Origin of the sequence: Cohnella lupini (assembly GCF_003386205.1) — a bacterium.
Taxonomy (GTDB): Bacteria; Bacillota; Bacilli; order Paenibacillales; family Paenibacillaceae; genus Cohnella; species Cohnella lupini.
Window position 1 is genome coordinate 96,944 of record NZ_QRDY01000010.1, and the last position, 22,634, is coordinate 119,577.

Below are 22,634 nucleotides of genomic sequence, written 5' to 3' on the forward strand. Positions count from 1 at the left end.
CACAGCGAGAATCTCGTCGAATAGTAGAATCGTTTGTCATCTGTTACTGATTTTTCTACGAACGCGCCCATAAAAGTCCATAAACATCGGGTCTGTTCTCCATATGGAACGACTCCCTCAAAACACGAGCACACTCGTCCAGCGTACTTCCGGTGGTATAGATGTCGTCGATAAGAAGAATCCCCGTAGAAGCGACGCTCGTCGAAAATAATCCCGAGGATTCGGCCGCGAAGTTGCCTCTCATGTCGACCACCCGGCTCCGGCGGCTTTTGAGGCTTTGTTTCTCGGTGTGACGTAAACGAAAGAGCAAAGTCTCATAGTCAAGGCCGTACCATTCGGCCAACCTTCGAGCAAGCCGTTCCGCTTGGTTAAATCCTCTGTCCCGCATTCTTTCCGGCGCTATCGGAACTGCGGTTATGATTTGGAAACCAGTTGTCACAGTTCCTGTAAGCCGTTCGTATGCGAAAGCGAGTACGGCAGCCAATACGGACTCCAGTTGTTCGTTTCCACGATATTTATAGAGGGCCAGCCAATCCTTCATCGTATTGTCGTAACGAACCGCGCAACGGCTAAGCGCGTAATTCCTCGCCTTCCTTCTGACGCAATCCTCGCATCGTTCCATTCTGCCGCATATCCGGCATAACGGATGAACGATCCAAGGGATCGATCTCAAACAAGAGGCGCAAAGGGAAGACAAGATTCGGCGCGGCGTCGGGTGTCGAACCGGAATGGCAGAGCTTGAATTCACGGCATTGCGTCCGCATACCGGACAAGCCGCCTCACTCGGCGCAAACCACGAACGGAAGTTGATGGGCATATTTAACTACCACCTATCATAAGACGAGGATGGATACTATTAAGTTTCGATTTCAGCAGAGAGAACGGTGGGATTTTCAACGTTGAATCAGTGATAGAGCATATTCAGAGAATAGGGATAAGTCGATGTTCCTACTCCATGCGCATAAAAAAATAAAAACTGAAGAGGATTAGGCATTGGCATGCAGGTAACCCTTACGTCTCGCTATCGAGTTCATTCTGCGAATCTGCCTTATAGAGTTTCTCTGAGCGTTCGTCCACGTCGGCGCGCCGTAAAATACGAACCCTGCAGGGTCGGCACCGGATCTTCCGGCTCTTCCGGCCATCTGAACTAGCGAAGCCTCGTCGAACAAGGGATTATTCGCGTCAAGAATATAAACGTCGCTCTTGGGAATCGTTACGCCGCGCTCCAATATGGTGGTCGTCACGAGCACTTGAGTGTTCTTCTGCCGGAAAGAAACCACTTTGTCGGATCTGTCCCCGTCCTTGGACGAAGTTCCCGCTATGATTTCTGGGGAGATGCCCAGATCCGCAGCTTTATCGCGAAGCAGGTTGACGAATGGATCAACTTGCCGAACATAAGGGACGAACAGAAAGATCTGCGCCCCCCTTCCGATCGAATGCTTAAGAGATATCGAAAACTTTGCCGGAAGGACTTGTTTGCGCAACAGACCCGATATTAACGGCAACTCAAGACGTCGGGGCTCCGGCAAAGGGTGACGGTGGAATCTCGCGGGAACTCGCGCGCAGGGTAATTTTCCTTTTGCGACAGCTTGTTGCATTTTTTTCGGTGGGGTCGCGCTCAGGAGGATCGTGGTTCCCGAAGTTTTTTGGCATTTCTCTGCCGCGTAATGGAGCATTGGATCGTTATGGAACGGAAAAGCATCCAACTCGTCTATGATGACAAGATCAAAAGCTTCTTGGAACCGAAGCAATTGATGGGTCGTTGCCAGAGTGAGTGGCCGGTTCTCCCACCGGTCGGAGCTTCCGCCGTATAAGACGGAGCTTCCGTAATCGGGAAATGCCTTTGCCAGCCTCGGCGCCAGCTCGAGCACCACGTCTTTGCGCGGAGTGGCCACGAGAGCCCGACCGCCGCGAGTTAACACCGCTTCGAGCAGCGGAAAAATCATTTCCGTTTTACCCGCTCCAGTTACGGCCCATAACAGGAAGGAGCGGCTCCGGGTGTGCACGGTATTGTCGTGCGGCGACAATATGAAGCTTAAAGCAGCCTCTGCCGCTTCGCTCTGGGCGGGGCTGAGTCCCCAGCGGTCTGCGAGGCTTGTGGGGCGCAGGTTAGTCAGCGTCGGAAACGGGCTTAAAGGGACAGGTAGGGATTGTTGATCAGGCGTCCCCGAAGACTTCGGGACGCCTACGATAAGCAGGCCGCACTCCCGGCTGCGGCCCATCGTCAGGCAAGCCTCGCAGTATGCGCAGGCTTGCCCGCAGGCGGCGCAATGCGTGCGCCGCAGCTTGTCCTTGCCGCCGCAACGCCGGCAAGCCAGTACCTCGGGGCCGCGCCGCGAAGCCGCGAGCCCCGGCAGGCAAGCGGCGCGCAGCCGCTCGGCCCAAGCGCGGAGTCCGCGCAGCGGCGGAGCGACTGGATTGGGGGCCACGGCAGCGGTCAGCTGCATGGCCCCCGTGAGCGCCGCGAGCTGCAGCGCGGCGCGGTGCATGGCGGCGGGATACTCCGCCGGCAGGAGGCCGTCCAGCAATTGGACGGCTTCCTCGAGGAGCAGCGAGCGCCCCTCCAACAGCGAAGCAACCATTCGTGCCAGTTGCGGCAACCTGTCCAAGGCTTGCACCTTTAAACTCCGCCCAACCTCTTTTACCATTTCAAAGGTCAAGCCATTCTCTCGCACTTCCGCCGCCCATACCTCGTGAACGATACTACGGAAATCATCTGCCCAATCCCTGCGTGGCGTGTCACCTTTAACCCCTAGATCCTCCCCACTCCAACGCTTCTCCAGCACTCGACACACTCTTTCCGCTACTCCCAGAGGAATTATTTCTCTGATACGTATCATATGAACCTCTCTATTACTCCAATAGAATTGGTCCGCTTCCCAAGCAATCGTGAACAAGGCCCGATAGCTCGTCCCCTCATTCACCGCATAAAGCACGACTTTCATCCTATCGCCCCCTTCTTCGAACAACAAAAAAACACACCCCGATCGCCATAACGGCGTCCGAAAGTGTGCTTCACCCGGATTCCCAACTCTTTTCTGATATCGCAAGTATATGACAAATGTTGAACGCCGGCAATGATTATTCCTTCCTCTCAATACGGCAGATCTTTTACAGCGGCAATCGCATGACGTCGTCCATCCGGTTCAATTCTACCCAGACGACCTTCCCGTTTCCATTGCGAACGCTTTCCGATCTCGGAGCAGAGTTCCCGACCTCCAAACCTTCGGCTGCATCCGATTCCGTCGGAGCTTCCGTCGCGCCTGTCCTTCTTACCCATTCGATTCCCGTATCCGTCCGTGCAAAGCGCTCCATGATTTTTCCCGTATCGTCCGTAGACTGGTCAAGCACGACCGTTATTCCAATTTCCGTACCGGTCCGTCTCGAAAATTGCTGAAGCGCTCTAATATACCCTTCGATCTGCATTTGGTGGTTACCAGCGACTAGCACGTAATGGTGGTGATCCTCTTTTGAACGGCGCCGGATGATCCAGTGCGCAAATACCGCGGCAACCGCGTAGAACGCGAGAATCCATAATAAATCCGGAATCAATACGGCCACCTCCTTTGTCGTGAAGGTAAGTACACGTCCGCCTAAGCGCCAAAATTCCCCTTAGCCTCAGTGGATCGTCTACTCGTTCAACAATATATGCCGCCTGAGAGAATGGAGTTCCGAACTCCAGTTTGTAACGCTATCAGATTCCCTCAAAGAAGAATTTTATCTATATATTGACAATTTTATTGCATTCATTTTACAATAAGCTTAATTTTCATCGTTAATATCGTATACGGTCGTGAAGCACACGCCGCTTTCTCGTCAGCTCTAGCTGAACGAGGAGCGGCTATTTTATTTTTTCGGGAGGAATGAATAATGGAATTCGAAACGGCTTATGCGCAGTTTATGGAGGACCACAAGAAAGCAAGGCGAGGAGAGAGATTTCGGAGGTTAACGGAAGGACACGGCCACGCGGAGAAAATGTTACTTGAAAATGTATGGTGGCCCGCATTCCGTAGTTTCGAGAACTTGCATCCGGAGTACGAGGTTAGCGACTTTAAGGATGGAGCGAGGTTTCTGGACTATGCTTTCTTGTTAGATTACATGCTGCTGAACGTTGAAATTGACGGTTACAAATCCCATGCGAAAGATATTGATCGCAACAAATTCTCAGACAACCTCATGAGACAAAATCACCTCATTCTTGATGGATGGAGAATCCTTCGTTTTTCGTATGACGACATAGTTGAACGTCCGCGCATGTGTCAACAAATCCTACAACAATTCATGGGCAGGTGGACAGATGGTAGACGGTTCAATCTCCTATCTACTCTGAAAGCCGAGGAACGCGATATCCTGCGCATGGCGTTAAGACGCAGGAGAATTATACGCCCTAAGGATGTCTGTCAGTTATTAGTCGTAGAGAGCCAGAAGGCTCGCAAGCTTCTACGCAATCTGTGTAATAAGAATTTATTGATCCCGCATGGTACGGGTAGCGCTCGTATTTTCAGCTATAAGTTGGCTGATTTCGTGACCGCTGATGATCTTGGACTGTAAATAACGATTACATTCATCATTATTCGGCGCCATTCAATAGTTTTGTAGTAGATAAAGATGCAGAACATTCTACTTTCCGCAAATTCTCGGAACTAACACCTCATGGCGATCAAAGTACGATGTATCACATTGCTATCTAGGTTCGTTTTCACTAATTTCGGGAAACAACGATATATATCATCGTACTTTAGGCCGAATAGGTAGTGGTTTGCTGGGTTTGCTGGGTTTGCTGGGTTTGCTGGGTTTGCCGGGTTTGCCGGGTTTGCCGGGTTTGCCGGGTTTGCCGGGTTTGCTGGGTTTGCGGGGTTTGCGGAATGCGGAGACTTACTGTTTCTGGTTCCGTCGCAACAAAAATTCGCGGCCGCCCTGGTCGGTGAGAGACCAGGGAAGCCGCGAACGATGTAAGCTGCGATTATGTAGTTTGTTGCTATTAAGAGGTTTATTCCTGTTGAGGCTTTATTCCTCTTAAAGCGTTACCCAGCCGTATTTGATCGAGTTGATAACCGCTTGCGTGCGATCGTCCACTTCCATCTTCTGCAGAATGCTGCTGACGTGGTTTTTGACCGTTTTCTCGCTGATAAACAGGTTCTCGCCGATCGTCTTGTTGCTCTTTCCTTCGGCCATCAGACGAAGCACTTCTGCTTCGCGACGGGTTAACGGATTGTTTCCGCGAGGAATGAACTTAGTTACGGTCTCGCGGCTGGCCGCCGCCCCCGAAGTCGCTCCGATCTCATCGAGATAGGTCATGCGCCTGAGTTGGTTAATCAGCTTACCCGTAACCTTGGGATGTATGTATGCGTGTCCTTCCGCCACAGTCCTTATGGCGTTAATAAGAGATTCCGCTTCCATGTCTTTCAACAGATAACCCGTCGCGCCCTTGCGAAGGGTTTCGAATACGTAGCTCTCATCATCGTGTATCGAGAGGATGATTACTTTGATTTCGGGGAAAATGTCGCGAAGACGCTCGGTCGCGATAACGCCGTTCTCCGTCGGCATGTTAATATCGAGCAGCACGACGTCCGGTTTCGAGTGATTGCAGAACTCGAGCACCTGAATGCCGTCACCGCACTCGCCGATGACTTCTAAATCGCTCTCCATGTTTAGAATTCTCTTCAATCCTTCACGGAAGAGTTGATGATCGTCGGCAAGAAGTACTTTAATCTTACGAGCTAATGCTTTATTCTCCATGTGCCATTAACTCCTTTCCCGGTTCCGCTTTTATGGGGACATTGATCTTGATCTGAGTGCCTTGCCCAACCGTGGATTCTATATCTATCTTTCCTTGTAGCAAATCTACTCGTTCCTTCATTCCGATCAATCCGAAATGGGAGTGGGATCTCGCCCGCGACTCGACGACATCCGTATGAAAACCGACTCCGTTATCCTCGATAAGCATCTGAACGATATCATCCTGATAAGTAATTTCGAGAGATACGAAAGTGGGTTGAGCATGCTTCAAAGCATTATTGAAAGCCTCTTGAACGAGTCTGAACATTGCCGCCTCCATCGCGCTAGGCAAGCGTTTGTCCTTGCCGGACGTCTCAAAAACGGCCCTGATCCTCGTCTTTTCCTCGAAATCCTGCACGAATTTGCGAAGAGTCGGCACTAACCCCAGATCATCCAATGCCATAGGGCGAAGGTTGAAAATAATTTTACGGATTTCTTCCAGTCCTATGCGGATTTGCGATTTCAGATCGATTAGCTCGTTGCGGACGACTACCAGGTCCTTCGTATCGAGCAGCCTCTCCGCGATCTCCGTCCTCAAAACCAGGTTGGCTAAGGATTGAGCCGGTCCGTCGTGAATTTCACGCGCGATCCGTTTACGCTCGTCTTCCTGAGCCAGAATAATCTTCAATCCGATCATTTGCCGGTTTTTCGCCGATTCCAGAATCCGCGTCACTTGGTTGAGATCACCGGATAGATAATCCAGAACAACGCTCATCTGCAGGTTGATCGTATCGGCACGCTCTATTGAAAGCTCTACGTTCTTGACCCGGATTTGCAACTCGTCCCGGCGAGCTTTCAAATAGTTTTCTTTCTCCCGATAGACCATGAGATCCAACTGAAACTGGGTTGCTTTCTCATAGGCCGACTTAATATCTTTCTCGGTATACCGGACGAAATCCCGACTGACCTCCGTCAGTCGAATTCTCGCGAGCCGATAATCCCGCTCCAACCGATCTACTTTGTCGATGGTTTCCGATGTGTCCCGCAGCACCTTCTCAAGCTCCTGCGTCAGGGAGTGCAGCTCGCGCCTTGCAACTTCGCAAATTTCGAACACTTGGACTTTGCTATCTTCCATAACGGAGATGGCGTTCTGGATTACACGATCTATTTGGTCCACATGATAATCCATGTTTACGACTCCCCTATATTCATTGACAGCCGATTTGCGTCGATGTACTTTCCCTTAACCAAAGGCCGCACAGCGTTTGCTAGCAATGCCTACATCATACCATATTAATAAGAGCGGTTGAGAGGGGAATAGGCCTTTTGATTCAAAATTAGTGAATTGTAATCGTTTTTGTCTTGCTGACCCAGTCTACTTTCTGCCCTAATTGCTCAGATATGACGCGAACCGGGACGTAGACACTGCCTTTTATGACGACCGGAGGGACGGTCACGGGCTGGCGAACGCCATTAACCGTCATATTCTCGTTTCCGACCCATAATTCCAGCATTCTGTCTCCTCGTAGTACTGTAACTCTTTTCTCCTTATTGTTCCATACGACCTGAGCCCCAAGCGAATCGGCCACGAATCTGAGCGGTAGGTAATTGGTACTTGTTCCCTTCTGGACGAACGGTGCTCCAGGGAGCTTAACTTTCTCTCCGTCGACGGTCGCCGCCGTTTTCCCGACGGTCATGACGACGGTCGGATGAGCGACCTGGGACAGATCGGATGGATATTGCAAGGCTAGATTGTCGAATGCCAATTCTCCCGAGCGCGCGCGTTCATCTTGGCCCGTTATATCGTCGACAAGGTAGAGTTTATTCAACTTGGCTGGAAGCTTAAGTCCCGCTGCCGTCAAGTCGATCCGGATATTCTTCCATCCCGACCAATTTACGTGATCGGCGATCGTCGCGAATGCGGCTTTGCCGTTAGCGTCTATGAACTCCGCGCGAAGCCAGTTCATGCTTTGGTCCCCCCATACGTCGAGGGTGAGCGCGTTCGGCGATCCGTTCATCGCTATGCCCTTGCCTTCATTGAGAAGCGCATTCGCATACTTCTTGCCGGTCGCCATCGTGAAATCGTAATCCAATAGAAGCACCTTGGATGTCTCTCTACCCGGAATTCCCGTAGCGATCGAAGCCGTTCCGACCGTCTCGGCCGGAGTTCCGCTGAATCCGACGTTATAGGTAACCTGCTCGAAGTTCTCGAGCGATTGCTCCGTACTCGAGGATAGCGTCGCTACCGCACCGAATCCGTCGTATCTCGCGATCGCATATCCCGTCTGGATATTGTTCTGAACCTTGTCCACGGTAATCCTGCCGTCGGCGTTAGTGGCGGTGAATCCGCGGTACTCCCAAACGATCGAAGAGGCAGGAACAGGTAATAGTCTGCCATCCGTCAATTGCGCTTTTACCGGGACGCTGATGACGGCGCCTGGCTTCAATACGGTCGAATTAGGCTCGACGGTCAACTTAGCGATCTGCGCCTCCCCGACGACTTCCAGAGGAATCTTGTCCGTTGCGCTTCCCGCATTGACGCTAAGCTCGGCCGTGCCCTGCTGGGCAACCAGTAACGTGCCATCCGTGAATGTCCCTAGCGGCTTATCCAGGTTCCAAGTGGGCTGGAGTCCGTTTGGATCCATCGGGTTAAAATAATTGTCGTAGGCTTTCAGAGAATATGTCGCGGTTTGCCCGATGAATAAAGTACGCGGTCCGCTTGCCGCGATCCCTTCCAAGCTCCCTTGCGGAGCCGTCGTATACACGCCGATTCCGTTCGTCACTTGACGTTGGGTCGTTCCGTAGATGGTCGGATGAGTCAACTGCGTCTGGAACTCGCCGAGCGGCCTGGTCACCATCGTCGTCGAGCTTCCGCCATCCAGATTGACGGCTTTCCAGACGTTCAACTCGACCATCATCTGCTGGAGCTCCTTCAGCGTAACGCCTTCGCGCCCGCCGTTTTCCTCGACCGTCAGAAGATAAGCGGTACCGCCGTCTTGCGAGTAACCGACTGCCGTGCGGCCGCGGGCATAAGCGCCATCGACTCCGCTGACGTCCCTAGTAAAAGGAACCGCAGCTCCATTGTCCAACAGTAACGTGTGCCCGCTCACCATCATCTGAAAATCTTCTTGATTATAGGATTTCCCGTCGGCCGTTTGAAGAGAGTATTGCGAAGTAATTCTATCTCCTACCGCCAGATGCGCGGTAATGAAATTAGATGCCGTCTTCTTCCCATGCCCCCGCAAAATATAACCGTTAGCCGGTATCGGAGTCGTAATCGGGCTGTCGACGGAAACTTCCGTGACTATGCCGTCAACGACCAATGCTTCGGTTGGAGTAGCGGCACTGTTTGTGGGCCTCTCGGGTGCCGTCCAAGCATTTGTATACATATACAGAGCATCGACATGACTATAGGCCTTGTCCGGCTCCGTGCGATAAGCCGATTTATTTAATCCCGCCAGAGGGAAAGTCGTCACGCCGTCGGCAGCCGTAACGGATCCGGAGAACGTAAAGCTGTCTATGATCGGTTTTTTGTCCTTAGTAACGCCGAACGCATACATGCCCTTCAGTTTTTCCGTACTGACCAGCAATTGACCGTTAGTTATCTGGGCTCCCATCGGAACGCCCTCGCTGCTGATATTCGTCCTGAACACGTCTCCATTAATTCCGGCGACGGCTCCGGTTTCCGTGGCCATTGCACCGACGGATTGTCTTGCGGTTACGCTACCTTTAGGTCCGCCCATCGCGTTTAATTGCACATAGGGGTTCTTAAGGTCTACTTGCAAGACATAAAGCATTTCGGTCGGCTTGGAAGCGTCGGAGGGTACCCATGCGTAGTTGATTTGACGTACGCCCGAAGTAACTGTAGTTTCGGATTGCTTGACTAGTTTATAAGTGAGCGCCGCCTTCTCGGAAACGGATGCGGCATGAGCAACGGGAGGGAATCCAGCGTTCAATGGTCCTGTGAATACGAGCACTCCTGCGAGGAACGGCAAAATAAAGCGCGAACGCTTATGTCGAGCTTGTGGGGTTAGTTGTGGCATGTAAGTCTCCTGTAAGTCTATTAGAATTTGAGCGAAAGCGTCGAAGCCTCCTGAACTCTCTATTCTATTAGACTCTTAAATAGCCGAAAAGTTACATGACATAGGTCCTCCGAAAAAAAATAATAGAAAAGAAGCGGCAACGGGCGCCGCTTCTTCTTTCCTTACTCTATAGCTTCGCGCTCCCGCTTGGTCAACTTGCTCCAGGAGAGTCGGTAAGATTGCTTAAGCATCGCAAGCAATTCGTCATCAGGCAGCTTGCCGTCGAGAACGACTGTATTCCAATGCCTCTTATTCATGTGGTAGCCCGGGAGAACCGTTTCCGGGTATTGCTGCCTAAGCAACCAAGACTCTTCCGGGTCCGCCTTTAAATTTACGCTCTCCCTGTCTCCCGTCCTACCGAACAACGCGAACATTTTACTGCCCACGAAGAGTACCGGAAGATCGGGATAGAAAGGGTATTTCAATTGAGTGCCCGACCACTGCAATCCATGCTTAATTAGCCGTTCATGGTTCATAGGAAATCCACGTACTCAAGGAATCGCTTGATCATAATGGCGGCTTCGGCTCTGGTAGCATTGCTTTGCGGGTTGATCGTTTTCGTCGTAGAGCCTTTAATGAAACCCGCTTTAACGCTGATGGAAACTCCATCCTTCGCCCATGAGCTTACTTTCGTCCGATCCTTGAACGCGTTAAGCTCCGTGCTGCTGGCCGTATCGCTTACCCCGGCATATTTCATCGCTCTCACGAGGATCGTTGCCATTTCTTCGCGCGTGATCGGCGAGTTCGGTCGGAATTTGCCATCGCTGCCCTCCACAATACCCGCGTCGCTTACTGCTCCAATGTATGAAGCTGTTCTGAATCCCGCTCCGACATCTTTGAACTTCGCAGCGGAAGCGCTGGCACCGCTCAACCCTAATCCTCGCGCGATGTATTCGGCAAATTCGGACCTGGTGATATTTTTACCCGGCGCGAAGGTAATTGCTGTAGGTCCGGTAACGACGAACTTCGCTGCGAGTTCGGATACATCTCCATTGGCCCAGTGACTCTTCATGTCCGAGAACGAAACCGAGTTACGGATAACCACGTACGAGCTGTTTCCTTTTCTCATGAAATTCACATTGATTCCCGAAGTAGAAGTCGCAACCGTCGTCGGAACGTACGACACATCTCCCGAATCGTTGTCCATGCGAACGACCGCGATATCGGACGTCGCCGCCCCGCCCGTCGAAGGGAGCACGAACGTTCTGGTGACATAGGTTTCATACGCGTCTATTTCCCGCTCCCTGCCGCCCGACAATATCGCCGCAGAGAAATTGGCCGGCGTCGTCAGCATTTGCGCGCCTTTACCGCTCAGCTTCGATAGAAGGGCCGAATTCGTCGCTTTCTCGATATTAAGCAACAGATAGGCGGACGACACATCCCCGCCGTTCTTCTGAAGCTGCACGCTATAATTAATCGCTTTGAGCGGAAGAGTGAATAACAGATCGCCGTAATCCAATCGGAACGATGCGTTTGTCGACCTCGAGGCGGCATCCATCAGCGATCTCAGAGGAATTCCGACCAGAGCGCCGGCTTCGGATGTCGGAATCTTAAACGTGACCATTGGTACGGTTACCCCTGCCGTAGACTTCGACGCGTCGAAAGCAGCGATGAACTTGTCGCCGTTAATCATGTACCGATTAGCCGATCTGCCCGAAGATGTCGCTGCGGAAACAGGCGTTGCCGCCTTGTCGTTAATAAACCTCAGAGCACCCGCTCCGTCCGATTCGAGATACTCGGGTAGAACGCCTATGCCTACATTCCCCCCGCCACCCTGATTGGTGACGGCGATTTCGCTGAACGAGGCGACTTGCTGACTCAAAGAATCCTTAAGCGGATTTCCTATGCTGCTCGTATAGGAGAGTGTAACTCGTTGGCCGGATCTAACCGCAGTCGATACCGTAAGTACGACTTGCGCGCCGGAGACGGATACGCTATTGACCGGAATGACAACTCCATCATATTTAAGTGAATATTGCGATGCGTTAGGCGTCGAATAAGCATTTAAAGTCGAAGAGTAGACTAAGGAAACCTGACTATTCGAAATGGTCGACGACGACAATTGTGCAAGAGCGCCCGCCGTACCCGATGTAAATGAGTACCCTGCGATCGCCGGAGCAGGGTTGCCCGAGAGATCCGTAATGGCCGGACTGCCCGGATAGTAGAAGAGCTGCACGGGCACGTTGCTGTTGACGCTCTGAGACAACGTCATCTCAAGCGTATTATTGACGACCGTGATTGCGGTTATCGTAGCCGCAGCTCCGCTAGTGACCACGGAGAAGCTCGCTTTGTCGGGAACCGTGGCCGTATTCAAGCCTTCGTTGTAGGAGAGTATCAGCTTGTTACCGGTCAACATGGCCGACGACATCTGCGGCGCAAGCGTATCGAGAACATTCCGGATGTAATAATCCGTAAACGTCAGGAGCAAGCTACCGTTTTGATCCTTAACCGGATTCGTGCCCGGGATATAGGATACGGATACCGGTAACGCGCTCGTAGAAGCAGAGCTTAAAGTCATGGTCACAAAAGTTCCCGTGACCGAAACAGAACTTATACTAACTGGAACTCCGCCCTGCTTCACGACGAATTGACTCTGAAGACCGATCGTACTGGCTGGCGTTGTCAAGGAACGATTAAATATTAGAATGATCGAGGAACCATTAAATATTCCACTTGTAGGCTTCACGATCGCAGTATCCGTCGAATTAGCGACAACCCGATTGCTGAACGCCGCTGCCTCGTTACCGGCTACGTTCTTCAATCTCCTGTCAGTGGAGTAGCTGTCGGGGAAATAAGACAGCTTTACGGCCTGCCCAGCTAAAGCAGCGCTCTGAAGCGTTAAGCGCACCTCGTTATTATTAATGGTTACGCCTGTCACCAATCTTGCTACATCGTTTACAGTCACATAAAAGTTATTGGTGTAAGGAACCTTAGTAGAATCCAGATTCTCGCTATAAGTAATCAGAATACCGGTCCCATCTATAGTAGCGTTATTAATTGTTGGCACGCTATTCGTTGCCGTTTGGAAGGTCCATTGATACGGGGTGGTAATCCCTGAAAAAGTGTTACCTGACGTATCTTTAACGATACCGTTAGGAATAAGCACGGAATAAGACGTCGTTGGGCTTAGCCTGTAGTTCCCCAAGTTTATAAGTAATCTTGTATTGTTGGTGGGATCAACCACCATGGGCAGGTTAGTTGCCGCCGCCGGACTGTTCTGCGGCAGAATTTGAGCTACGGAAGATGAAGCGAGCGCCACTAAGGGTTCGTTAAAAGTGACGATGAATTGCGTTGTCGACACACTAATCGTTGTTGAAGCTACAGCAGGCGAATAAGCGGTAATCGCCGGAGCAGTCGAATCGGCAAGCACTTTAAATCTCCAAGAGACGCCATCGAAATAATTACCGCTGGCATCGCGGAATATGTCAGAATCAATCGCAACGGTCAGATCCGTGTTATTAACGAGCTGCGGACAGGACGCGCCGCTTAGATTAATCGTAGCGGTGTCGCTCCCGGAGATGGGTACCGTATTTGCCGCCGAAACCGTACACATGACCGCATTGGCTCCATTGCGGATGATAAGGCTTTTATTAGAATTCGCGAACACGGTCTCGTCAAACTTCAAGGACAATACATTACTAGCAAGATTGGCCAGTACTCCATTGTTAGCCGGCGTAAATAGGATGGCCTTCGGCTTCGTCGTATCCAATGCCGGCTTAGTCTTGAATCCCCAGATTCCAGGACTCGATATTCCGGCATAAGGACCATTATTTATAACCTTTGAGGTAATCGCCCCTGGAGTAATGAGAACATAATAGGAAGTATTATAATCCAGCCCAGTTAAAGGGGCGCTAACCCTCCATATATTAGCGTTAATAGCAGTAACCGCCACTTCGGCGTTAGTTACATCGATTGTCTTAACCGTAACGTTATCGGATACGCGCTTCACTTGAATAAAACCGCTTCCCTTAATAACCTCCCGCGTAAAATCGAAAGAAAGACTGCCTGAATTAGCTGGATCAACTGCTAAATAATTATTGGGGGGACTAAAATTGTTTGCGTTGGGAGCGAGTAATTGCGCTGTGAATGCCCATTGCGTACTCGTCGTCCCCGTAAATTTCTCACCCGTTGCATAACTTAAGATAGCTCCGTTTGGAACTAGAACATAATAAGAACCGCCTGAATCAAGACTAGCTTGCGGTCTGATCACAATCGATCTATTCGCATCGTCTAACTGAACGACAGGAGAAGTCGTATTGGTGATATCGTATTGAGCTTTAAGAGTTGGAATTCCAGAAACGACTTGATAAAGTTCAATCGATCCCGTTCCCCGAGTAATCTCTTCGTCGAACGAAAGCTTCAAAACCGTGTCGGTCACGACCGATGTCGCTCCATTGCTCGGAATCATATTGGTTAGCGTTGGTCCGCTAGGTCCCGCCAAGGCATGAACTTCATTGCCTTTCGGAGCGGCAAACGTAACCATGGAAAATAGGGATTGGACAAGAAGTGCGAGAATCAAAGCAAGTGAAAGAGTACGTTTAAGCTGCAAAAGAAAATACCTCCCGGTGAACACACATAGTATTCTATATTTCGGCATCGAACGGCAATAAAATTAGGGACGAAGGACTTATTTCCTATTTTTCGCACGAAAAAAGACTTCCGCATTCGCGGAAGCCTTTCGATAACCGGTGAATTATGCCTGCGCGCCTTGTTTCAACGCTTCGACACGGTCTAGACGCTCCCAAGGAAGATCGACGTCCGTGCGGCCGAAGTGGCCGTAAGCAGCGGTTTGACGATAGATCGGACGACGAAGATCCAGCATTTTGATGATGCCAGCCGGACGAAGGTCGAAGTTGTTGACGATCAGCTCCACGAGCTTCTCTTCTTCCACTTTACCCGTACCGTAAGTATCCACGTTGATGGAAACCGGCTTGGCTACTCCGATCGCGTAAGCGAGTTGAATTTCGCATTTGTCGGCTAAGCCGGCAGCAACGATGTTCTTCGCTACGTAACGCGCCGCGTAAGCCGCGGAACGGTCAACCTTAGTCGGATCCTTACCGGAGAAAGCACCGCCGCCATGACGGGCGTATCCGCCGTAAGTATCAACGATAATTTTGCGGCCTGTCAATCCGGCATCTCCTTGAGGTCCACCGATGACGAAACGTCCTGTCGGGTTGATGAAGAATTTAGTGTCCGCATCCAACCACTCCGAAGGAACTTCAGGGTAGATAACATGCTCGCGAATATCGCTTTGGATTTGCTCCAAAGTCATATCTTCGGAATGCTGCGTCGATACGACGATCGCATCTACGCGAACAGGTTTACCGTCTTCGTATTGAACGGTAACTTGCGTTTTACCGTCCGGACGCAAGTAAGGCAGCGTACCGTTCTTGCGAACTTCGGATAAACGACGGGATAAACGATGCGCTAATGCAATCGGAAGAGGCATGAGTTCAGGAGTTTCGTTCGTCGCAAAACCGAACATAAGTCCTTGATCTCCAGCGCCGATATCTTCGTTTTCGAGCAAAATGTCTTTTCCGTCGCGAGTTTCCAACGCCGCGTTAACGCCTTGCGCGATATCAGCGGATTGTTCGTTCAGGGAAGTCAAAACTGCGCAAGTGCTGGAATCAAAACCGTATTTGGCGCGAGTATAACCGATTTCTTTAATCGTGCGACGCGCGATTGCGGAAATATCGATATAATCAGCTTTGCTGCTGATTTCGCCAATGACAAGAACCAGTCCTGTTGCAACGGATACTTCGCATGCTACGCGGGCGTAAGGGTCCGCTTCCAAGAACGCGTCCAGTACCGCGTCCGATATTTGATCACATATTTTATCCGGATGGCCTTCGGTGACCGATTCGGATGTGAAGAGATGCCGTCCTTTAATCGACAAAGTCTCCAACCTCCACATATAAAAATCAACCTTTTCCAATGGGAAAAGGTTGTTAAGAGAAACCTTCGATTAATAATAATACCGGAATTGTCGAGAGGTGTCAACGTACATCAGACTATGTTGAAGATTGTCAAGTTATACGATTGTTTGTTGCGCTTGCCTAATCAGCCTTTGGGTTATTCCCCCGCCTAAAGCTCCGGCTTCCCGCGACGTCAAATCTCCATAATATTGTTTCCCGTAGCTCGCCGAGGATATACCTCCGAGTTCCCCCGCGAATTCCGTATCCGCGGTTCCCCCGCCGAACCCACTAATCGGCACGCCAAGCTCCGCCGCAATCTCATACTTCATCTGCTTCAGCGCGTTCGCGCATTCCGGAACCACTAATTTGTTGCTTCTCGCCATGTGATTAGAACCTCCTTGAATGTGATGGACATAGTATGTGCCGGGGCATCCTATTCAAGGCGTATTAGATGTTGGGGGTTGGGGGAAAATTAGGATTGCGTAACAGTCGGACCTAAGAATTCAAATCTATTAAAAACGCCTTCAACCCTTCGCGCCAAGGTCTCAGTTGACTGAAGCCATTCTGGCGGATAGCCGAATGATCCATAACGGAATATGCCGGTCGAGGCGCCGGTCGAGGGAATTGATCGGTCGAGCAGGGTTCGACTTTAGTAGATAGTCCACTTTCTTCGAAAATAGCCTGCGCGAACTCATACCAAGTGCAGGTTTCCGTATTCGAGGCATGATAAATCCCATAAGCTTCAGTCTGTACCAACTCGATAAGAAATCGTCCCAAGTCGTAAGTATATGTCGGCGACCCGACCTGATCATGAACGACCGATAAGGAATCTCTTTCGGATGCAAGTTTCAGCATCGTTTTCACAAAATTGTTGCCATACTTGCCGTATACCCAAGACGTTCTTACGATAAAATAACGTTGGCTAAGCGATTGAAGAAGCACCTCTCCGGCACGTTTGGACTTTCCGTAGACGGATTGAGGATTCGTATTGTCGTATTCGTTGTAAGGCAGCGATCCCATTCCATCGAAGACATAATCCGTACTGACGTAACAGAGCTTTGCGCCAATCTCGTTAGCAGCAATCGTCAGGTTTCGAGTCCCGATGGCATTTACTCGATAAGCCTCATCAGCGTCGGTCTCCGCTTTGTCAACGGCAGTATAGGCTCCCGCATGGATTATCGCGTCCGGATGAACCTCGGCAACTACAGCTCGGCATTGAGCTAAGTTGGTCACATCAAGTTCTAGTCGACCGAACCCAATAATCCTGAATCGCTGATCGGAAAATCCGATTAATTCACGACCAAGTTGTCCGTTTGCCCCCGTAACCAGTATCGTAATTTTGTACTCGCCCATCATTACCCTCCCAAGCGTTCACCGTACTGCTTCTCATAATATTGTTGATAGGCGCCGGATCGGACTTGCTCCATCCATTCAAGATTGCTAAGGTACCACCGAATCGTTTCAAGAATACCCGATTCGTAATTATGTTTCGGCTTCCAGCCTAATTGTTCGCTAATCTTAGTGGCATCGATTGCGTAACGACGGTCATGTCCCAGCCGATCCTGAACGTATGTGATTAATGACTCCGGTTTATTTAACTCATGAAGAATCGTATTCACGACTTGAATATTATTCCGCTCGTTATTACCGCCGATGTTATATATTTCGCCGGTTCTGCCTTTTCGTATGACAAGGTCGATCGCGCTGCAATGATCCTCAACGTACAACCAATCGCGAATATTCAAACCATCTCCGTAAACCGGAAGCGATTTGTCAGCTAAAGCATTCTGAATCATAAGAGGGATCAGCTTCTCGGGGAACTGGTAAGGCCCATAGTTATTCGAACAACGAGTAATATTGACGTTCAAACCGAATGTCTCGTGATACGCTCGGACAAGAAGATCCGCACCCGCCTTACTTGCTGAGTAAGGACTATTCGCTTGAAGAGGCGTCTCTTCCGTAAACAATCCCGTCTCTCCCAAAGTCCCATACACTTCATCCGTAGATACCTGAACGAATTTAGCAATGCCATGCAGCTTGGCAAGGTCAAGTAATACTTGCGTTCCCATGATATTCGTCATAACAAAAATGCTTGGATCAAGGATGCTACGGTCCACGTGAGATTCCGCGGCGAAGTTCACGACTACGTCAATTCCAGCCTGAAATAATGGCTCCAAAGCTGCCCGATCCGTAATGTCGGCTTTGACGAACCGATAATTCGGATTGGAATCAATCAATCTTAGATTCTCCAGGTTCCCTGCATAGGTCAGAATGTCGACATTTATTATTTCGTCTTGGGGATGCTCCCGGAGACAGTAATGAACGAAGTTGCTGCCAATAAAACCAGCCCCCCCAGTTACCAGTAGCTTCATTGCATATTTCACCCTTCATATTTGAAATTAATTTCCGCATCGGCCAAAATCGGATGTTGAGAATCTTTGGCCGAAAGAATCGGATTACGGAGCGGCCAATCGATTCCGAGAGCCGGATCGTTCCAAGCGATCCCCCTGTCGTTCTCCGGAGAGTAGAACTCATTTACTTTATACGTCACTTCTGTTTGCGGCACCAAAGTACAGAATCCATGGGCGAATCCCTGCGGAACAAATAATTGACGTTTATTTGAAAATGATAAAATAAAACCCTCCCAATGCCCGAAAGTGGGCGATCCTTGTCTGAGGTCTACGACCACGTCATAAATAGCTCCGGACGTTACGCGTACAAGCTTTGATTGAGCCTTTGGATTCAACTGGTAATGAAGTCCTCTTAGTACTCCCGCTTGTTCTGATAATGAAATATTATCTTGAACGAATACACACTTGATTCCTACTGCGCTAAACGTAAGTAAACTATAAGATTCCATGAAATATCCCCGGGGATCTTCTTGAACGTTCGGATCTAATAATTTCACGTCAGTTAGCTTTGTCACTGCAACCCTCATTCAATTTGCTCCTCGCCATAAGATTATTGCCTCTGGACGGCTACAGCATCATATATATGACCATGTATATGAAATTCATTTTATATTGACTCTTCAGATGTCTATTACATTTCTAGACTATTCCGATATCAATCATTTCAATACAGCTCGAGCTTTACATATTTGTTTAAAAATAAAAAAACTGCCGAGCTAATGTCGGCAGTTTCTGCTATTTTAATTTATATGCACCACGAACAAGTACGATAAGTCCCTTAGTCTGCTTTGGATCAGCTTCTACTCCTCTTTCGCCCCTTGGGTTAAGAATGAGGTGATTATTTCCTATCGCTTTCCCCGGCTTAATATCCAAGCCATCCGTCATGTCAGAAAGTCCGTTTGCATCAGAACTGTAAGCTATCGCTTTCCCCGTGCGAATAATAATCTCTCCGCCGTCTTCAACGATCAACTTAGTTCCCAATGGTACCGTGACAGTCTCAAGTTTCGTAGAGCCACTGCTACTCGGACCTAACTTCTCCAGCTCTTCTTGAACGAGCTTACTAACCGTAGAATCCACATAACCTTTCGTCACCAGCGGATCATCAACGGAACCTGGATTGGAACTCACATCAGCGAACGCGGATTGATACCAGCCCGGGCCTCCGATAACTAACGTAAGGATCAGAATGATTGCAACTGATGTAGCCCATCTCTTTTTCTGCAAAGTAATCATCCTTCTGCAAGTAATATTTTACCTTTATAGAGTTGATACGAGCGCTAGAGTCCGAAAGTTGCGAAGATTATCGAAATTTGAGATTTCTGTCCACCAAAGCTTTAAACTCATTTCTAAATCTTTCTTCTGAAAACCTCAAGGCATTGTTCCGGCAGTTCGCCGCGTTAAAGCTCTTGTAGTTATTTTCAAATTGCTTGATAGCAGCCAACAACGAATTCGCTGTTTGTTCATAGAAGAATATGCCTGTCGGTAGATCCTCACCTAACGGTATGACAGTCTCTAATGCTCCGCCCTTCCCGAAAGCGATTACGGGGGTGCCGCAAGCTTGAGCTTCAACCGGGACGATTCCGAAATCCTCTTCTGCAGCAAAAACGAACGCTTTTGCTTTCTGCATATATTGCTGCAACACTTCTGTTGACTGATAGCCTAGGAACTCGATATTTGACGTCAGCTTGGATTTCAGTTTACCGGCTTCTGGCCCCTCTCCGATGATGATTAGTTTCTTGTCCGGCAATTGTCTGAAAGCTTCGACTATAAGATCAATTCTCTTATATGGCACCAACCTGGAAGCGGTAAAATAGTACTCTTCTTTAATTTCGTTATATTTAAATCCTTCTACATCCACAGGCGGATATATGATCTCTGAGTCTCTGCGATATGTTTTAGTAATTCGATTCCTAATAAATTTGGAGCTCGTAACAATAACATCTACTCCATTAGTAGAACGTACGTCCCAATTCCGAATATAATGAAGAACCATCCGTATGAAAATAGATGATAACCCTCTGGACTTACCAAAGTCCTTGAGATATTGATGCTGCATTTCCCATGCATAGCGGATTGGAGTATATACATAGGAAATATGCAACTGCGTTGGACCTGTGATCACACCTTTAGCAGCTATATAGGAACTCGAAATGACTAAGTCATACTTACTTAAATCGAATTGTTCGATTGCAATCGGCATAAACGGCAAATAACTAAGATGTTTCTTACGGGAAAAAGGAAGTCTCTGAATAAAAGATGTCTTTGATTTCTTCTGTTGAAGAAAATCTCTTTGATTATCAGGTAAGAAGTCGACTAATGAGAATAAGTCGGCTTCGGGGTACACTTTCAGTATTTGCTCGAGTACCTTCTCCGCACCAGCGTATACTACTAATCTATCGTGAATTACTGCGATTTTCATAATGATCCCTTTCAAGGTTGGGAATCCTCTTAATGATTAGCTTGAGGCTCCCGCATAGTTCTTCGAGTAATATTGCTGATAAGCACCAGAGTGAACACGTTTCATCCATTCCCTGTTATTTAGATACCAACGGATTGTTTCCCTGATACCCGATTCATAATCATATTTAGGATTCCATCCGAGTTCTTTCCTGATCTTACTAGCATCGATTGCGTACCTTCGATCATGTCCTAAGCGATCTTGAACAAACTCGATTAAAGTTTCGGGTTTATTTAATTCCTGAAGTATCGTACGTACTACTTGAATGTTCGTACGTTCATTATTGCCGCCTATATTATAAATATCTCCATTACGTCCTTGCCGAATGACCAAATCGATTGCACTGCAGTGGTCTTCTACATATAACCAATCACGTATGTTTAGCCCATCTCCGTAAACCGGTAAGTTCTTGTCTTGTAGTGCATTTTGAATCATAAGTGGGATCAGCTTTTCAGGAAATTGAAACGGGCCATAGTTATTCGAACAACGTGTAATGTTAATCGGCATCCCGAAAGTCTCATGGTATGCCCTTACTAATAAGTCGGCACCTGCCTTACTCGCTGAATAAGGACTATTCGGCGCAAGCGGCGAATCTTCTACAAATAAACCCGATTCCCCTAATGTTCCGTATACTTCATCCGTAGAGACTTGAACAAACTTTTGGACGTTATATTTTTTTGCCAATTCTAATATCGTTTGTGTTCCTAATATATTTGAACGTACGAACACATCGGGATCAAGTATGCTTCGATCCACATGGGATTCTGCCGCGAAATTTACAACGATATCAATACCTTCGCTAAATATGGGCTCTAAAGCGACTCGATCGTTAATATCAGTTTTAATCAATCTATATCTATCATTCTTTTCTACAGTGCTCAAATTCTCCAAGTTTCCAGCATACGTAAGACGGTCAATATTAATTATATCGACGTCATTATGTTCACGTAACATATATTGAATAAAATTACTTCCAATAAAGCCAGCCCCACCGGTCACAAGCAACTTCATAATAACTTCATCCCTCATCACTAAAATGACATTCTCTATCCACTATACGTTAACAAGTCATTCCTTCTCCCGTTTGCCTTCTAAACGACCGGTTAGTATATACTTGCTTATTATAAAAGTAATCGGAATAGTAACCGCGGAGATAACCAAAGGCGAAATTTCTTTATTTAGTCCGATCTTCTCCACAAACATATACATCAAAACCCAACCAATCAGGAGTTGAATAATGTAAACCAGTGGAAACTGAATCAACTTCTTAATGCTCATGTTAGAGTTAAAAACCAGAAGCGAATTCAAAACAAAGGAAATAAAAATGCCTAATATAAAAGAAAGAACATAAGAAATACTATAGGGACAAATCAATAATAATCCTAAATAGACGACATAGGTTATGCCTGTGTTTGCTAGTCCTATTAATAAAAACTTTACAACTTCTTTAACCTTATAAGTTTGAATTATCATTGAAGTTGCCGCCCGCTCATTTAAGCTTCTCCTTCAACCCGTCTTGAAGTATTTCAAACTGAAGTTCGCATTTTTCACAAACAAAATCATTTGTTAATTTTGAACCGCAATTACAAACATATCCTTTAAATTTTGCCGGGTTTCCGTACCATAATGTATGATCTGGTATATTCTTAGTAACTACGCTACCAGCTCCGATCATTGCATATTTTCCGATTGTATTTCCCGCTACGATCGTACTATTTGCACCGATCGAAGCAAACACTCCAACGGTTGTTTTAATAAATTCAGCGGGATATTGTTTGGAACGTGGATTCAAATCATTTGTAAATGTCACATTAGGACCAATAAAAGCATTGTCATGTATGCGAACTCCATCCCATATATAAACACCTGATTTTACTGTTACATTATTTCCAATGATTACATCGTTTTCAATAAAGGTATGATCATTAATATTGCAATTTTCTCCAACTTTCGCCCCGCTTAGAATATGAGCAAAAGCCCAAATCCTCGTTTGGTCACCTATATCTTCCGTTTCCACGATAGCATTTTCATGTTTAAAGTAGCTCACAAT

General features: G+C 48.3%; 19 protein-coding genes. 1 reads left to right on the forward strand and 18 read right to left on the reverse strand.

What is annotated here, in order from left to right; genetic code table 11:
* Positions 1-55: 55 nt before the first annotated feature.
* The 3 genes from DFP95_RS17290 to DFP95_RS17300 form a co-directional block, all read right to left on the reverse strand.
* The gene (locus DFP95_RS17290; protein WP_147304180.1) at positions 56-817 is read right to left on the reverse strand and encodes a ComFC family protein; all 762 of its coding nucleotides are present in this window, start codon (positions 815-817) and stop codon (positions 56-58) included.
* Between the two features lie 169 nt (positions 818-986).
* Positions 987-2,945, reverse strand: a complete 1,959-nt coding sequence (locus DFP95_RS17295; RefSeq protein WP_115993906.1) for an ATP-dependent helicase ComFA — start codon at positions 2,943-2,945, stop codon at positions 987-989.
* A 166-nt stretch (positions 2,946-3,111) separates the two neighbouring features.
* The gene (locus DFP95_RS17300) at positions 3,112-3,552 is read right to left on the reverse strand and encodes a hypothetical protein (protein WP_115993907.1); all 441 of its coding nucleotides are present in this window, start codon (positions 3,550-3,552) and stop codon (positions 3,112-3,114) included.
* 318 nt (positions 3,553-3,870) lie between these two features.
* On the opposite strand from DFP95_RS17300, the gene DFP95_RS17305 reads away from it, so the two are divergent.
* Positions 3,871-4,551: a DNA-binding response regulator gene (locus DFP95_RS17305; protein ID WP_115993908.1), complete on the forward strand. Its 681-nt coding sequence runs from the start codon at positions 3,871-3,873 to the stop codon at positions 4,549-4,551.
* A gap of 465 nt (positions 4,552-5,016) precedes the next feature.
* On the opposite strand, the gene DFP95_RS17315 is transcribed toward DFP95_RS17305, so the two are convergent.
* From DFP95_RS17315 to DFP95_RS17385, 15 genes are all read right to left on the reverse strand, one after another.
* A complete protein-coding gene (locus DFP95_RS17315) occupies positions 5,017-5,739 on the reverse strand; it encodes a response regulator (RefSeq protein ID WP_115993909.1) in 723 nt (240 codons plus the stop codon).
* The gene (locus tag DFP95_RS17320; RefSeq protein WP_115993910.1) at positions 5,729-6,907 is read right to left on the reverse strand and encodes a sensor histidine kinase; all 1,179 of its coding nucleotides are present in this window, start codon (positions 6,905-6,907) and stop codon (positions 5,729-5,731) included. Before DFP95_RS17320 ends, DFP95_RS17315 begins: the two co-directional genes overlap by 11 nt.
* A gap of 148 nt (positions 6,908-7,055) precedes the next feature.
* Positions 7,056-9,761, reverse strand: coding sequence for a phosphodiester glycosidase family protein (locus tag DFP95_RS17325; protein ID WP_115993911.1), 2,706 nt, complete (start codon positions 9,759-9,761; stop codon positions 7,056-7,058).
* Between the two features lie 161 nt (positions 9,762-9,922).
* Positions 9,923-10,276, reverse strand: a complete 354-nt coding sequence (locus tag DFP95_RS17330) for an MmcQ/YjbR family DNA-binding protein (protein WP_115993912.1) — start codon at positions 10,274-10,276, stop codon at positions 9,923-9,925.
* Positions 10,273-14,349, reverse strand: coding sequence for a SwmB domain-containing protein (locus tag DFP95_RS17335; protein WP_181907484.1), 4,077 nt, complete (start codon positions 14,347-14,349; stop codon positions 10,273-10,275). Before DFP95_RS17335 ends, DFP95_RS17330 begins: the two co-directional genes overlap by 4 nt.
* Positions 14,350-14,493: 144 nt before the next feature.
* Positions 14,494-15,696, reverse strand: a complete 1,203-nt coding sequence (gene metK / locus DFP95_RS17340; RefSeq protein ID WP_115993914.1) for a methionine adenosyltransferase — start codon at positions 15,694-15,696, stop codon at positions 14,494-14,496.
* A gap of 135 nt (positions 15,697-15,831) precedes the next feature.
* Positions 15,832-16,098, reverse strand: coding sequence for an alpha/beta-type small acid-soluble spore protein (locus DFP95_RS17345; RefSeq protein ID WP_115993915.1), 267 nt, complete (start codon positions 16,096-16,098; stop codon positions 15,832-15,834).
* Positions 16,099-16,210: 112 nt separating this feature from the next.
* The gene (gene rfbD, locus DFP95_RS17350; protein WP_245987708.1) at positions 16,211-17,068 is read right to left on the reverse strand and encodes a dTDP-4-dehydrorhamnose reductase; all 858 of its coding nucleotides are present in this window, start codon (positions 17,066-17,068) and stop codon (positions 16,211-16,213) included.
* Positions 17,069-17,070: 2 nt separating this feature from the next.
* Positions 17,071-18,087: a dTDP-glucose 4,6-dehydratase gene (gene rfbB, locus DFP95_RS17355; RefSeq protein WP_115993916.1), complete on the reverse strand. Its 1,017-nt coding sequence runs from the start codon at positions 18,085-18,087 to the stop codon at positions 17,071-17,073.
* A gap of 8 nt (positions 18,088-18,095) precedes the next feature.
* Entirely contained in the window at positions 18,096-18,653 is a 558-nt protein-coding gene (gene rfbC / locus DFP95_RS17360; protein ID WP_115993917.1) for a dTDP-4-dehydrorhamnose 3,5-epimerase, read from the reverse strand.
* A 208-nt stretch (positions 18,654-18,861) separates the two neighbouring features.
* Complete coding sequence (locus tag DFP95_RS17365) at positions 18,862-19,350, reverse strand: hypothetical protein (protein WP_245987709.1); 489 nt, start codon at positions 19,348-19,350, stop codon at positions 18,862-18,864.
* 76 nt (positions 19,351-19,426) lie between these two features.
* Positions 19,427-20,545 carry a glycosyltransferase family 4 protein gene (locus DFP95_RS17370; RefSeq protein WP_115993987.1) on the reverse strand — a complete coding sequence of 373 codons (1,119 nt, stop codon included), beginning with the start codon at positions 20,543-20,545 and terminating at the stop codon, positions 19,427-19,429.
* A gap of 36 nt (positions 20,546-20,581) precedes the next feature.
* Positions 20,582-21,595 (reverse strand): dTDP-glucose 4,6-dehydratase, encoded by a 1,014-nt coding sequence (gene rfbB, locus DFP95_RS17375; protein WP_115993919.1) that lies wholly within the window; start codon positions 21,593-21,595, stop codon positions 20,582-20,584.
* A 57-nt stretch (positions 21,596-21,652) separates the two neighbouring features.
* Positions 21,653-22,057 carry a GtrA family protein gene (locus DFP95_RS17380; RefSeq protein WP_115993920.1) on the reverse strand — a complete coding sequence of 135 codons (405 nt, stop codon included), beginning with the start codon at positions 22,055-22,057 and terminating at the stop codon, positions 21,653-21,655.
* A 16-nt stretch (positions 22,058-22,073) separates the two neighbouring features.
* Positions 22,074-22,631: an acyltransferase gene (locus tag DFP95_RS17385; RefSeq protein ID WP_245987710.1), complete on the reverse strand. Its 558-nt coding sequence runs from the start codon at positions 22,629-22,631 to the stop codon at positions 22,074-22,076.
* Positions 22,632-22,634 lie beyond the last annotated feature (3 nt).

Coding starts and splice junctions, on each gene's coding strand:
- DFP95_RS17290 (WP_147304180.1), bottom strand. CDS start 817: ATGCCCATCAACTTCCGTTCGTGGTTTGCGCCGAGTGAGGCGGCTTGT.
- DFP95_RS17315 (WP_115993909.1), bottom strand. CDS start 5,739: ATGGAGAATAAAGCATTAGCTCGTAAGATTAAAGTACTTCTTGCCGAC.
- DFP95_RS17325 (WP_115993911.1), bottom strand. CDS start 9,761: ATGCCACAACTAACCCCACAAGCTCGACATAAGCGTTCGCGCTTTATT.
- DFP95_RS17345 (WP_115993915.1), bottom strand. CDS start 16,098: ATGGCGAGAAGCAACAAATTAGTGGTTCCGGAATGCGCGAACGCGCTG.
- DFP95_RS17370 (WP_115993987.1), bottom strand. CDS start 20,545: ATGAAAATCGCAGTAATTCACGATAGATTAGTAGTATACGCTGGTGCG.
- DFP95_RS17380 (WP_115993920.1), bottom strand. CDS start 22,057: ATGATAATTCAAACTTATAAGGTTAAAGAAGTTGTAAAGTTTTTATTA.
- DFP95_RS17295 (WP_115993906.1), bottom strand. CDS start 2,945: ATGAAAGTCGTGCTTTATGCGGTGAATGAGGGGACGAGCTATCGGGCC.
- rfbB (WP_115993919.1), bottom strand. CDS start 21,595: ATGAAGTTGCTTGTGACCGGTGGGGCTGGCTTTATTGGAAGTAATTTT.
- DFP95_RS17330 (WP_115993912.1), bottom strand. CDS start 10,276: ATGAACCATGAACGGCTAATTAAGCATGGATTGCAGTGGTCGGGCACT.
- DFP95_RS17305 (WP_115993908.1), top strand. CDS start 3,871: ATGGAATTCGAAACGGCTTATGCGCAGTTTATGGAGGACCACAAGAAA.
- rfbB (WP_115993916.1), bottom strand. CDS start 18,087: ATGAAGCTACTGGTAACTGGGGGGGCTGGTTTTATTGGCAGCAACTTC.
- DFP95_RS17320 (WP_115993910.1), bottom strand. CDS start 6,907: ATGGATTATCATGTGGACCAAATAGATCGTGTAATCCAGAACGCCATC.
- rfbD (WP_245987708.1), bottom strand. CDS start 17,068: ATGGGCGAGTACAAAATTACGATACTGGTTACGGGGGCAAACGGACAA.
- rfbC (WP_115993917.1), bottom strand. CDS start 18,653: ATGAGGGTTGCAGTGACAAAGCTAACTGACGTGAAATTATTAGATCCG.